Origin of the sequence: Anaerotruncus sp. DFI.9.16 (assembly GCF_024461615.1) — a bacterium.
GTDB lineage: Bacteria > Bacillota > Clostridia > Oscillospirales > Ruminococcaceae > Anaerotruncus > Anaerotruncus massiliensis.
In genome coordinates this window covers 1-12,339 of the sequence record NZ_JANFZX010000070.1, presented here as the reverse complement: position 1 = coordinate 12,339, position 12,339 = coordinate 1, and the positions used below count along the sequence as shown (strand labels likewise).

Genomic DNA, 12,339 nt, shown 5'->3' with positions numbered 1-12,339 from the left:
GCGAACAAATGCTCTCCCGCCCGCTGGGAGGAAAAGCCTAAGGGGTCGCTGTCGGCCGGCCACCGACAAGCGCCGCCGCTCCCTGAGCGGCAAATCCAATCTCATATGATCAGTATACCACAAAGCGGAGGGGTTTGAACAGGAATCCGCGCGTAAAATCTCACAAGCGCGTACAGAGGGCACGGCTGGCGGTTTTCCCTTGTAAACAGGGGGCGGATGTGATAAAATTGCGGCAGAAGCGTCGCCCCGCGGCGGGCGTGTGGAGGAGGAGTGCGGCAAATGGCGAACATGGCGACCTGCCCCAACTGCGGACGCCCGGTGAGCGGGCGGGCGCGGCGGTGCGGCTACTGCGGCGAATCGCTGCTTGAGGACTATTTCAGCGCGCCGGGCATGGAGCTCGGCGGGGAAGAGGGCCCCAGTGCGGGCGCGACCGCCGCGACGGTGCTCGGCTCCTTCGGCGCGGTCGCGCTGATCGTGGCGCTCGTCTTCCAGCTGCTCGTGCTCTTCGGGTTCGGGCCGGAGGCGCTCGTCCCGTCCCTCGACCTGGCCTGGTGGCTGCGCACCCTCGCGATGACCGTCCTTCCGGTCGTCTATCTCGTGCAGCAGCTGCTGCTCGGCGGGCACCGCAAATCGCTGGTGTTTGACGCGGTCTGGCTCTTTCTCGGCATGTGCGGGCTGACGACCACGCTGCTCTGCTACCTCGACCGGGGAAGCGCGGCCTTCTACGGCATGACCGCGATCCCATACCTTCTGGTGGTCGGCTGCGCGCTCGTCACCGTGGCCTGCGTCACCGCGATCCTCGCCTACCGGCGGGAGGAGGCGGACGTATGATCCTTTCCGTCGACGTGGGCAACACCAACATCTCCATCGGCGCTTACGAGGCGGAAAACCGCCTCTTCGTCTGCCATATCCTCACCGAGCCGGACAAAACCGAGGTGGAATACGCGATGCTCTTCCACCACATTCTCCACCTGCACCGCCAGAGCGAGCAGGATCTCGAGGGTGCGATCATCTCCTCGGTGGTGCCGCCGCTTTCGCCCGTGCTCAAGGCGGCCCTCCAGCTCTGCGGGGCCGAACGGGTGCTCCAGGTGGGGCCGGGCATCAGGACGGGGCTCAACATCCGCATCGACAATCCCGCGCAGCTCGGCGCGGACTTCGTGGCCGCGGCCATCGGCGCGATGGACCGCTATCCGCTGCCCGCCATCATCGTCGACCTCGGAACGGCGACGAAAATTTCGGTGGTGGACCGCTTCCGCACCTTTATCGGCGGCTCGATCATGCCGGGGGTGAAGGTGTCGCTCGACGCGCTCAGCAACCGGGCGGCGCAGCTTCCCCACATCAGCCTCGAGGGGCCGGTGCCGGTCATCGGCACCAACACGGTCGACAGCATGAAGTCGGGCGTGCTGCTGGGCGCCGCAAGCATGATCGACGGGATGATCACGCGGTACGAGGAGGCCGCCGGGCCGGCGGCCTCGGTCGTCGCGTGCGGCGCGCTGGCCGACGTGGTCGTGCCGCTCTGCCGACGGGAAATCACCGTCGACAGCACCCTGCGCATTGACGGCCTCTATGCCGCCTGGCGCAAAAACAGCGTCTGATCCGCGAGAAGAAAGGAACCGCCGCGATGAATAAAATCACCTGCATCTGCCTCGGGGTCCGGGATATGGCCGCCGCCGTCCGTTTTTACAGGGACGGCCTGGGCTTCCGGACCGACTGCACGGAGGACTGCCCCGAGGTCATTTTTTTCGATACGCCGGGCACCAAATTCGAGCTCTACCCGCTGGACCTTCTGGCAAAGGACATCTCCGGGACAGCCCCGCCTCCGGTCACGGACGGCTTCGCGGGGATCACGCTGGCCTACAATGTGGAGACGCGCGAACAGGTCGACGAGACTGCCGCGCTGGTGGAACAGGCGGGCGGCAGGATCATAAAGCCGCCCCAGGAAGTCTTTTGGGGCGGTTACCACGCCTATTTTGCCGATTTGGACGGCTACTACTGGGAGGTTGCATGGGGCCCGAATTTCCGCTATGACGAAAACGGGCTCCTGAAATTCTAGCCCGGTCCGGATTTTGCTATTTATTGCGCTGCAATAGATAAATACAACATGCGCTGCATCCCGCCCGGGAGCAGCAGCAAGGAGCGAATGACAATGTCCCAGACGACCCGGAAGACCGCACGGCTCGTGCAGTATGCGCTGCTGATGGCACTGCTGGCGGTACTTGGCTTCACACCCCTTGGATTCATCATGGTCCCGCCGGTATCCATCACGATCCTGCACATCCCCGTCATCCTCGGGGCGGTGCTCTTCGGACCCGGCTGCGGCGCGCTGCTCGGGCTCGAGTTCGGGCTCATCAGCATGGTCCGCGCCATCATGGCCCCGACCCCGCCGATCGACATGCTCTTTTCCCCGGCCGCCAGCGGCGCGCCGGTCCAGTCGATCGTCATGTGCATCCTTCCGCGCGTCCTGCTCGGCGTGATCGCGGGCGCGCTCTTCCTCGCGCTCAAAAAGCTCCTCCGGAAGGAATCGCTTGCCGCGGGGATCTCGGCGGCGGCCGCCGCCGTCTGCCACACGGTCGGGGTGCTCGGCTGCCTGTGGTTTTTCTTCAAGGCCCTGCCGCTGCGCCAGGTCTTTTTGGCCATCGTGGGCGTCAACGGCCTGCTTGAATTGGCCGCCGCCATCCTTTTGACGGCGCTCATCTGCCCGCCGCTGCGGAAATTCCTCAAATCGGGGAGGTAAGCCCTGTGAAGGAAATTGCCATTACAGAGATCGAAAACCTCAAAATCGGCTGCGCGCAGGACCCCGAGGCCGCGACCGGCTGCACCGTGATCCTCTGCGAGCGGGGCGCGCCCGCGGGCGTGGACGTGCGCGGCGGCGGCCCCGCCTCCCGCGAAAGCCAGCTTTTGCAGCCCACCGCCGCCGCCGAGGGCATCCACGCGGTGCTCCTGTCGGGGGGCAGCGCGTTCGGACTGGGCGCGGCGGACGGCGTGATGCGCTATCTCGCCGGACGCGGCGTCGGCGTGGATACCGGCGTCCGCCCGGTGCCCCTCGTCTGCGAGAGCTGCCTCTTCGACCTCGGGGTCGGCTCGCCCGACGCGCACCCCGACGCGGAGATGGCCTATACCGCCTGTCTCGACGCGGAGAAAAACGCCCCGCGCGAGGGGAATTTCGGCGCGGGTGCGGGCGCGACGGTTGGCAAGCTCGGTGGGCCCGCCCGGATGATGAAGTCGGGGCAGGGCTTTTACGCCGTGCGGCTCGGGGAACTCAAGGTCGGGGCGGTCGCCGCGGTCAACGCCCTGGGGGACGTCTTCGATCCCGACAGCGGCAGAAAGCTCGCAGGCCTGCTCGCCCCGGACAAAACCGCCTTCGCGGACAGCGAGGAGGCGCTCTACGCCGACTATTCGAGCAAGCAGAACTTCTTCACCGGCAACACGACGCTCGGGTGTGTCGTCACGAACGGGAAATTTGGGAAAGCGCAGATGGCGAAGATCGCGGCGATGGCCCAGAACGGCTACGCGCGCGCCATCCGGCCGGTGCACACGACCGCCGACGGGGACAGCGTCTACGCCCTCTCGGTCGGGGGGGTCGACGCGGACGTCAACGTGGTGGGCACGCTGGCCGCGCGCGTCATGGCGAGCGCCGTCGCCCGTGCCGTGCTGGCCGCCGCGCCCGCCTGCGGGCTTCCGGCCGCGCGCGACTTTATGCCCTAAAGGCGTTCATCCCCGCAAAGCCAAAAAGCCCGCCGGCCCCTCAAAAGGCCGCGGGTGGGAAAAGGCCCGGCGTTCCGTGGAGCGCCGGGCCTTTTTGCGGGCACGGGCCCTGCTTCAGGCGCATTTTTTCTTTGCCGCTTTTATTTTGCAGGAGAAAAAGAACGCGGATTTTGTCGGATTGACAATCCGGAGGGAAGCGGATAAGATAAACTTGGTATGAAATGGAATTGCGGTTTTGGGGGAGGACAAGCGTATGATGAAGGTCATCGTTGCGGACGACGAGGCGAAGGTCTGCCAGCTCATTTGCAACCTGGTGGACTGGGCGTCGCTCGACATGGAGGTCGCCGGGGTGGCGCACAACGGGATCGAGGCGCTCGAACTCGTGGAAACGCTGCGCCCCGACCTGATCATCACCGACATCCGGATGCCCGGATATGACGGGCTCGAGCTCATCAGCCGCGCCAAGGCGGCCAAGCCCGACCTCGATTTCATCATCGTGAGCGGCTACCGGCACTTTGAATACGCGCAGAGCGCGATCAAATACGGGGTGAGCGACTACCTGCTAAAGCCGATCAAGAAGGCGGACCTCATCGAGACGCTCTTGCGCACGCGGGAAAAATATCTGCGCCGCACCGAGCAGCTCACGAGCGCCGAACAGCTCAAGATGACCATCCAGAGCGACATCGACAAATTGCGCGCCGGGCTCTTCGCGAACCTGCTCTTACAGGGGGGCGCGGTCTCGCCCGACGCGGACATCGCGCGGATCAACGCGGACTACCACTTCCACTTCGCGCCCGGGTGCTTCCAGATGTTCGTGGCCAAGCTCGACTGCCCGGCGGACGCCCTCTGCCAGGACGGCATGAAGCTGCTGACCGAACGGCTGGAAAAGGCGCTGCGCGACGCGCTTCAGGAGCGCTGCGCCGACCTGGAGATCTGCACACAGGGCTGCCGCGCCTACGGGATCCTGAACTTTCCCGAGGAGGAGCGCAAGACGGTGCGCAAGCAGCTCAAAAACGCGCTCGACGAGCTGCTGCTCCAGCAGGCACTCTTCGGCGGCGCACGGCTCACGATCGGGCTGGGCGCGCCCGCCACGGAGATCGGCGGCATCGGGGAATCGCTCGCGTCGGCCCAGCGGGCCGCCGCGCAGCGGCTGGTCGAGGGGACCGGCAAGCTGATCGAGGGCGGCGCGCAGGAGGCGGAAACGCTCGACCGCGACGCGCTGCTCGCCGAGTTCAGCAAGAATTTCGAGGCCGCGCTCGAGGTGCTCGACGCCGACGGGGCCGCCGCCGCAATCGCCGTGCTGCGCACCCGCGCGCTCGGCGCGCCGGGGGCTTCGGGACAGGAGCTCTTCCGCCTCGCGGCGGACGCGTGCAGCGTCTACCTCATGCTGCTGCGCAACCACCGGCTCACCGAGGGGGACACGCAGGCGTTCTACGAGCGGTTCACCGGCGAGGCGGACCTCTGCCCCGACGCGGGCGCCCTCTTCGACACCCTCTCGCGGATGGTCGGAGAGTCGCTCGAGGCGGTCGTCCGCGACCGCAGGCAGTCCGATCGCCGCCCCATCCGCGCCGCCAAGCAGTACATCCAGCAGAACTACCGGAGCCCGCTGAGCCTCGAGGAGGTGAGCGGGGTGGTCGGCTTCAGCGCCGCGTATTTTTCCTCCCTCTTCAAAAAGGAGAGCGGCCAGAACTTTCTCGAATACCTCTCGGAGGTGCGGATGAACAAGGCCAAGGAGCTGCTCAAGGAGACGAGCCTCAGCGTCGCGGCGGTATGCGAGCAGGTCGGCTACAACGACCTCAAGCACTTCACCCAGAGTTTCAAGAAGTTTACCGGCCTCAAGCCCAACGAGTTCCGCAAGCTCTATTCCTGAGGCGGGGGGACCGATATGAAAAAGAAATTCAACCGCTACCTCTCCCACCGCGTCCTCCTGCTCACCCTCGCGGCGGCGGCGTTTTTCGGCTGCTTTCTGATCGCGGCGGCAGTCTACGCGGTGCGGGACGGCGCCCACGCGCTGCTCGCCGCCGTCGGCGCGGCCGGGTTCGCCGCGCTCTGCTACGCGGCCTTCAAATGGGTGTTCCTGCCCTACCAGGAGACAAAAAAGATCCTCCAGCTCTTTGTGGGCGGCTATACGATGCAGGGCATCTACGACCTGCGCTACCCGCTCAGCCCCGAGATGGAGGACGCGGTGCTCCGCCTGCGCGCCCAGCTCAACACCAACGAGCTGATCTCCGCCACCAAAAAGCAGGCCCAGTACCTCGCGCTGCAAAACCAGATCAACCCCCACTTCCTCTACAACACCCTCGAGGGCATCCGCGGCGAGGCGCTCGCGGCGGGGCTGACGAACGTCGCGGAGATGACCGAGGCGCTCGCCACCTTCTTCCGCTACACGATCTCCAACGTCGAGCACCTCGTCACGCTTGAGGACGAGCTCGACAACATCGAAAGCTACTACATCATCCAGCAGTACCGCTTCGGCGAGCGGCTGAGTCTGACCGTCGACTGCGGGGACGAGGACCGCGAGGTGCTCTACAACTACCGCCTGCCCAAGCTGACCCTCCAGCCGATCGTGGAAAACGCCATCTTCCACGGCATCGAGCGCAAGGTGGGGAAGGGGAGCATCCGCATCAAGGTGGAGGCGACCGAAATGCGCCTCATCATCACCGTGTCGGACGACGGGCTCGGCATCGAGCCCGAGCGGCTGCGGGAGCTCACCGAAAAGCTCGGCAAGCCCGCCTTCGACTATGTCAAGCCGGACGGGGAGAAGAAGGGCGGCATCGCGATCGTCAACGTCAATAACCGCATCCGCCTGCTCTTCGGGGAGGAGTACGGCATCAACATCTTCAGCACGGTCGGCATCGGCACCGACGTGGAGATCAACCTGCCGCGCATCACCCACGACGTGAAGATCAAAGGGGCATAGCCATGAAACAGGAAATCCTGCGGCTCGAGCGGGTGACCCGCCTCACCGACGGCGTTACGCAATTGGACAATATGAACCTCCACATCTTCCAAGGGGAGATCATGGGGCTGGTGTGCATCAACTCCCACGGCAAGGAGGCGCTCGTCCGGCTGATCTGCCAGAACCTGCCCATCCACTACGGCTACGTCTACTTCCAGGAGCAGCTCGTCAACAACTACGAGCACAGCTCGATGGGGATGAACCGCGTGTCGGTCATCGAGCAGCGCAGCCGGCTGGTGGAGGATCTGACCGTCGCGGACAACATCTTCGTGCTCCGCCGCGGCTTCAAAAAATACCTGATCGAGCCGCGCGTGCTCGAACGGCAGCTCCGCCGGTTCACCGACGATTTCGGCGTCGAGATCGACGCGGGCGCGCCCGTCTCCCAGCTCTCCTTCTTTGAAAAATGCGTCGTCGAGCTGCTGCGCGCCGTCGTGACCGGGGTGAAGCTCGTCGTCATCCGCGACATCAGCAACTTCATCTCCGCCGCCGACCTCGTCAAAATCCACCGCCTGCTCCGCCACTGCGCGGCGCAGGGGATGAGCTTCCTCTACATCTGCAACCACCACGAGGAGGCGTTCACCATCTGCGACCGCGTCACCCTCATGGAGGACGGCAAGGCGCTCAAGGTGCTCGACCGCCCCGATTTCCGCGACGAGACGGTGCTCCAGTTCTCCTGCGAGTTCTTCCGCGGCAGCGGCGCGGGCGGTCACGGGGAGGCCCCCCGCGACGGCGCGCTCTCCCTTTCGGGGGTGGTAACCGACCAGATGCGCGGCATGAGCTTCACCGCCGGCAGGGGGGAGTGCGTCGTGCTGCTCGACATGAACAACACCGTGCTCTCCGACCTCGTGCGCCTGCTCAGCCGGGGGGCGCAGCCGCAGGAGGGGGAGATCCTCGTGGGCGGCGAGCGCTGGGCGCGCGACGCCCGCAGGCTCAAAAAACAGCTCGGCTTTGTCGGGGAGGACCCCATCCACACCTCCCTCTTCCGCGAGATGAGCTACCTGGACAACCTCTGCTTCTGGCTCGACCGGCGGGAGCCGGCCCTCTGGCTCAACTCCGCCATCCGCAAGAGCATTGTGCGGGAGTACGAGCCGCTGGTCGGGGAGGACATCCACGCCCCCGACATCACCGGCCTTTCGCCCGCCTCCCTCTACAGCCTCGTCTACTACCGCGCCCACCTGCTCCACCCGCGGGTGCTCTTCTGCGTGCAGCCCTTTTCGGGTGCGGACATGTACCTGCGCCGCCACATCATCGACCTGATCGGCCAGGTCAAGGCGCGCGGCACCGCCGTGGTGCTGCTCGCGGTGAGCATCTCCGACTGCCTGTCGGTCGCCGACCGCCTGCTCGTCGTCGAGCAGGGGCGGCTCAAACGGGAGTATCTCAGCAGCGAATTCCCGCTCTTCCGGGCGGGGCAATAACCCCGGCGCTTCGGCGGCCGCCCATCCGGGCGGCCGCCTTTCGTTCTCCGGGACCCCCACGCACCCCGAAAAACGGCCCGCCGCCCGGACAAAACCCGCGCCGGATGCGTAAAGGGCCGCGCGGCCGCGAACGTCTTTGTCAGACTGCACAAAAATGAATCGACTGATTTATTGGATATGGACATGAGGCATAAAAACTTCAAAAAATCCCCCCCATAAGACCAAAACCGCCCCCCTTACCGTCCGCGGCGGGGGGTGCTATACTGAAACCGTAACAAGGGCCCGGACATGGGAAAGATAGGTGGATTGGATGCAGGATTATATCGTTGAGATGGAACATATCAACAAGACCTTCCCCGGCGTCAAGGCGCTGGACGACGTCTCCTTCAACCTGCGCGCGGGCGAGGTGATGGCCCTGCTCGGGGAAAACGGCGCGGGAAAGTCCACGCTCATGAAGGTCCTGAGCGGCGTCTACACCCGCGACAGCGGCACGATGAAGCTCTTCGGCCAGGAGATCACCACGGACCTCACCCCCAAAAAGGCGCAGGAGATGGGCGTGGCGATCATCCACCAGGAGCTGAACATGTGCCAGCACCTGACGGTCGCCGAAAACATCTTCCTCGGACGCGAGCGCACCAAATCGGGCGTGCTCTCCGAGCGGGAGATGAAGCGGGAGGCGGGGGCGATCCTCGGCCGCCTGAACATCGACATCGACCCGGACATGGTGGTCGGGGACCTGGCGGTCTCCAAGCAGCAGATGGTCGAGATCGCCAAGGCGCTCTCCACCAACGCGCGGGTGCTCATCATGGATGAGCCGACCTCGGCGCTCACCTCCAAGGAGATCGACGACCTCTTCGTCATCATCCACAAGCTCAGGGACGAGGGATGCGGCATCGTCTACATCTCCCACCGGCTGGAGGAGCTACAGCACATCGTCGACCGCGTGACGATCATGCGGGACGGCAAATTCATCACAAGCGTCAACTTCGCGGACACCAACATGGAGGAGATCATCGCCAACATGGTCGGCCGCGAGATCAAAGAGAAGTTCCCCAAGGTCCGCTGCGAGCGGGGGAAGAAGATCTTCGAGGTCAGGAACCTCAACGCGGGCCGGATGGTCCGCGACGTGAGCTTCGACATCTACGAGGGCGAGATCGTCGGCATCGCCGGGCTGATGGGCGCGGGACGCACCGAGACCACCCGGGCGATCTTCGGGGTGGACCCAAAGGAGGGCGGGGAGGTCCTCCTCGACGGAAAGCCCCTCGACATCAAATGCCCGATGGACGCGATCAAGGCGGGAATCGTGCTCGCGCCCGAGGACCGCAAAAAGGACGGGCTGTGCACCAAGCTGTCGATCCGTGAGAACATCGCGCTGCCGAACCTGGATATCCTCTGCAACGGCGCGGGCGTGGTGAACGCGAAGAAGGAGCGGGAGATGGTCGACCGGACGGTCAGGAACCTGACCATCAAGCTCCCGAACGCGGAGGTCAACGCGGCGAGCCTGTCGGGCGGCAACCAGCAGAAGGTGGTCGTCGGCAAGTGGCTGGCGCGCAACTCCCGGGTCGTCATGTTCGACGAGCCGACGCGCGGCATCGACGTCGCCGCGAAGGTGGAGATCTACAACCTCATGAACGAGCTCAAGCAGAACGGCATCGGCGTCTTCTTCGTCTCGTCTGAGATGCCCGAGATCATGGGGTTCGCGGACCGCATCATCGTGATGTGCGACGGCAGGGTCACCGGGGAGCTGATGGTCGGGGAGGCCACCCAGGAAAAGGTCCTCGAATATGCGACCCGCTTTGAAAACAAGCTGCAAAAGGACCGCGCGGCCACCGCGTGACGAAAGAATAGTTGGGAGCGTTCGATATGGAAAGAAAGCAGAGTCCTCTGAAAAAACTCTTCGCGATCCGCGGAATGGGGCAGGTCGTCACCGTCACCGTCGGCCTCGTCATCCTGTGCATCGTCTTCGGCATCCTCAACCCCATGTTCTTCTCGGGGAAGAACGTCGGCAACCTGCTTAGGCAGATCGCGCCGATTCTGATGATCGGCATCGGGCAGTCCTACGTGCTCATCACCGGCAACATCGACCTTTCGATCGGCTCGGTCGTCGGCATGAGCTGCATGATCTCCGCCACCCTCATGACCAAGGGGGTCAACCCGTGGGCGGCGGTCGTCATCACCTTCGTCTGCTGCATCGCGGTCGGCGTCCTCAACGGACAGCTCGTCGCAAACTGCAAGCTGCCCCCCTTCATCGCCACGCTGGGCACCATGACCATCGCGCGCGGCATCGCGCAGATCGTCAACAACAACTATAACACCGACTCGATCGGCGAGGGCGCGCAGGGCTTCCGCGACTTCTTCTACTACGGCAAGCTCGCGGGCGTCTACAACACCATCTGGATCGCCATCGTGCTGTGGCTCGTCTTCAACTTCGTCCTCAGCAAAACCCGCACCGGCCGCCACATCTACGCGGTCGGCAGCAACATCGAGGCGGCGCGCCTGTCGGGCGTCAACGTCATCACCTCCACCACCAAGGCCTACGTCGTCAGTTCGATCTGCGCCTGCGTGGTCGGCCTCGTGACCTGCGCCACCAGCGGCATGGGCACGATGGACGCCGGCAACATGTATGAGATGTACGCGGTCGCCGCGTCGGTCATCGGCGGCGTCTCCACCCTCGGCGGCCAGGGCATCCTGCTCGGCACCGTCATCGGCGCGTCGATCTGGGGCGTGCTCCAGAACGGACTGCAATTCGCGGGCGCGCCGGTCGCCATCCGCAACATCGTCATCGGCATCATCGTCGTGGTCTCCGTCCTGCTCGACGTCGTCGTGCGCAGCGGACGCAAGCCCCGCCGCAAAAAGGAGCCCGCCGCCGCAAAGGCCGCCTGAAACCCGAATTAAAGCGGAACTGCTTTAAGGATAAACTGGGACAAAACGTTAGGAGGAATTCGAGAAATGAAAACCAGAATTACCGCGCTGCTCCTGTGCTTCGTCGTTGCGCTGGGCCTGTTGGCCGGCTGCTCGAGCGAGAAACCCGCCGCCGAACCCGCGGCTCCCGCCAGCACCGCCGAACCGGCCCCCGCCGATACCGCCGAGCCCGCAGCGCCCGCCGGCAACTACAAGGTCACCCTGATCACCATGGACCAGATGGACCAGCACTGGGTCAACGTCGACAAGGGCTGCAAAGAGGCCGTCGCCGAGCTGGGCAACGTTGATTACAACTGGCTCGCTCCCGACGTCAAGGACGACGCCAAGCAGATCGAGTGCATCAACAACGCCGTCGCGGGCGGCGCGCAGGCCATCCTGCTCGCGGCCAACGGCCCCGACGCGGTCACCGCTTCCCTGAAAGAGGCTGAGGCCGCCGGCGTGAAGATCGTCTATGTCGACTCCGCCGCCGATTATCCGGGCGTCGCGACGCTGGCCACCGACAACAAGGCCGCCGGCACCACCGCGGGCAACGAGATGATTAAGGCCTTGGAAGCCGCCGGCATCACCGAGGGCAAGATCGGCATCGTCAACGTCAACGCCGCCACCGCTTCCACCGTCGCCCGTGAAGAGGGCTTCCGCGCCGCCTTTGAGGGCACCAAGTTTGAGATCCTCGAGACCCAGTACGGCGACGGCGACGCCGCGAAATCCAAGGATATCGCCGCGAACTACATCACCCAGGGCTGCGTCGGCATCTTCGGCGCGAACGAGGGCTCCACGGTCGGCACCGGCAACGCCATCCAGGAGGCCGGCGGCACCGTCATCGGCGTCGGCTTCGACAAATCCGACACGATCCTCGGCCTCATCAAGAACGGCTTCCTGCTCTGCACCATGGCGCAGAATCCGGACGTCATGGGCCGTGAAGGCGTCAAGGTCGCCGTCAAGGCGCTCTCCGGAGAGACCATCGACCAGACCAACGTCGACACCGGCGTTTCGGTCCTCAACAAAGACACCATCTAATCTCCCAATTCTCTCCCTGCGCGCGGTTTTCCGCGCGCAGGGAAACCCATCCCCGGACGGAAGGTTTCCCATCTGACGCCGGGGAAGGAAACGGGCGGCTTCCGCTGGTCGGGGGCCGCCCATGGATTTTTGCCGCGCGGCGGGCGGTAAGGATTGCCGGGGCCGTCCTGGCGGCGGTTTTGGATTTGCCGCGCTGCGCCCGGCGGGGCTTTCACGGGAATTGCCGCCCGTGGGCGGCAAGAATTACGAGCGCGTTCCGCTGCGCCCCACGGGTTCCTTTTCGGACGGACGAAAAGGAACCAAAAGTCCGCTCAAGGGGAC

The 12,339-nt window shown here is 64.8% G+C and carries 11 protein-coding genes; all 11 read left to right on the top strand.

Translation table 11 applies throughout. The annotated features are described in order from the left end of the window. The first annotated feature begins 279 nt into the window (after window positions 1-279). The 11 genes from NE609_RS15530 (at window position 280) to NE609_RS15480 (ending at window position 12,018) form a co-directional block, all read left to right on the top strand. Window positions 280-831, top strand: a complete 552-nt coding sequence (locus NE609_RS15530; RefSeq protein ID WP_121587195.1) for a zinc ribbon domain-containing protein — start codon at window positions 280-282, stop codon at window positions 829-831. Next, on the top strand, window positions 828-1,595 hold the full coding sequence (locus NE609_RS15525; protein WP_256153033.1) for a type III pantothenate kinase: 768 nt from the start codon (window positions 828-830) through the stop codon (window positions 1,593-1,595). Before NE609_RS15530 ends, NE609_RS15525 begins: the two co-directional genes overlap by 4 nt. 26 nt (window positions 1,596-1,621) lie before the next feature. Further along, window positions 1,622-2,053: a VOC family protein gene (locus NE609_RS15520; protein WP_256153032.1), complete on the top strand. Its 432-nt coding sequence runs from the start codon at window positions 1,622-1,624 to the stop codon at window positions 2,051-2,053. Between the two features lie 93 nt (window positions 2,054-2,146). Beyond that, complete coding sequence (locus NE609_RS15515) at window positions 2,147-2,734, top strand: ECF transporter S component (protein WP_101548017.1); 588 nt, start codon at window positions 2,147-2,149, stop codon at window positions 2,732-2,734. Between the two features lie 5 nt (window positions 2,735-2,739). Then, window positions 2,740-3,705, top strand: a complete 966-nt coding sequence (locus NE609_RS15510; protein ID WP_256153031.1) for a P1 family peptidase — start codon at window positions 2,740-2,742, stop codon at window positions 3,703-3,705. A 253-nt stretch (window positions 3,706-3,958) separates the two neighbouring features. After that, window positions 3,959-5,575 carry a response regulator gene (locus tag NE609_RS15505; protein ID WP_256153030.1) on the top strand — a complete coding sequence of 539 codons (1,617 nt, stop codon included), beginning with the start codon at window positions 3,959-3,961 and terminating at the stop codon, window positions 5,573-5,575. A 15-nt stretch (window positions 5,576-5,590) separates the two neighbouring features. Then, window positions 5,591-6,625, top strand: a complete 1,035-nt coding sequence (locus NE609_RS15500; protein WP_101548023.1) for a sensor histidine kinase — start codon at window positions 5,591-5,593, stop codon at window positions 6,623-6,625. Between the two features lie 2 nt (window positions 6,626-6,627). Then, window positions 6,628-8,079: an ATP-binding cassette domain-containing protein gene (locus NE609_RS15495; RefSeq protein ID WP_256153029.1), complete on the top strand. Its 1,452-nt coding sequence runs from the start codon at window positions 6,628-6,630 to the stop codon at window positions 8,077-8,079. A gap of 310 nt (window positions 8,080-8,389) precedes the next feature. After that, on the top strand, window positions 8,390-9,916 hold the full coding sequence (locus NE609_RS15490) for a sugar ABC transporter ATP-binding protein (RefSeq protein WP_256153028.1): 1,527 nt from the start codon (window positions 8,390-8,392) through the stop codon (window positions 9,914-9,916). Between the two features lie 26 nt (window positions 9,917-9,942). Next, window positions 9,943-10,962 (top strand): ABC transporter permease, encoded by a 1,020-nt coding sequence (locus tag NE609_RS15485; RefSeq protein WP_121587188.1) that lies wholly within the window; start codon window positions 9,943-9,945, stop codon window positions 10,960-10,962. 66 nt (window positions 10,963-11,028) lie between these two features. Continuing rightward, a complete protein-coding gene (locus NE609_RS15480; protein ID WP_256153027.1) occupies window positions 11,029-12,018 on the top strand; it encodes a substrate-binding domain-containing protein in 990 nt (329 codons plus the stop codon). Window positions 12,019-12,339: the final 321 nt, after the last annotated feature.

What these genes read in the sequence shown, in the direction of transcription:
- NE609_RS15530 (WP_121587195.1), top strand. Translation starts at nt 280, where the DNA reads ATGGCGAACATGGCGACCTGCCCCAACTGCGGACGCCCGGTGAGCGGG.
- NE609_RS15525 (WP_256153033.1), top strand. Translation starts at nt 828, where the DNA reads ATGATCCTTTCCGTCGACGTGGGCAACACCAACATCTCCATCGGCGCT.
- NE609_RS15520 (WP_256153032.1), top strand. Translation starts at nt 1,622, where the DNA reads ATGAATAAAATCACCTGCATCTGCCTCGGGGTCCGGGATATGGCCGCC.
- NE609_RS15515 (WP_101548017.1), top strand. Translation starts at nt 2,147, where the DNA reads ATGTCCCAGACGACCCGGAAGACCGCACGGCTCGTGCAGTATGCGCTG.
- NE609_RS15505 (WP_256153030.1), top strand. Translation starts at nt 3,959, where the DNA reads ATGATGAAGGTCATCGTTGCGGACGACGAGGCGAAGGTCTGCCAGCTC.
- NE609_RS15500 (WP_101548023.1), top strand. Translation starts at nt 5,591, where the DNA reads ATGAAAAAGAAATTCAACCGCTACCTCTCCCACCGCGTCCTCCTGCTC.
- NE609_RS15495 (WP_256153029.1), top strand. Translation starts at nt 6,628, where the DNA reads ATGAAACAGGAAATCCTGCGGCTCGAGCGGGTGACCCGCCTCACCGAC.
- NE609_RS15490 (WP_256153028.1), top strand. Translation starts at nt 8,390, where the DNA reads ATGCAGGATTATATCGTTGAGATGGAACATATCAACAAGACCTTCCCC.
- NE609_RS15485 (WP_121587188.1), top strand. Translation starts at nt 9,943, where the DNA reads ATGGAAAGAAAGCAGAGTCCTCTGAAAAAACTCTTCGCGATCCGCGGA.
- NE609_RS15480 (WP_256153027.1), top strand. Translation starts at nt 11,029, where the DNA reads ATGAAAACCAGAATTACCGCGCTGCTCCTGTGCTTCGTCGTTGCGCTG.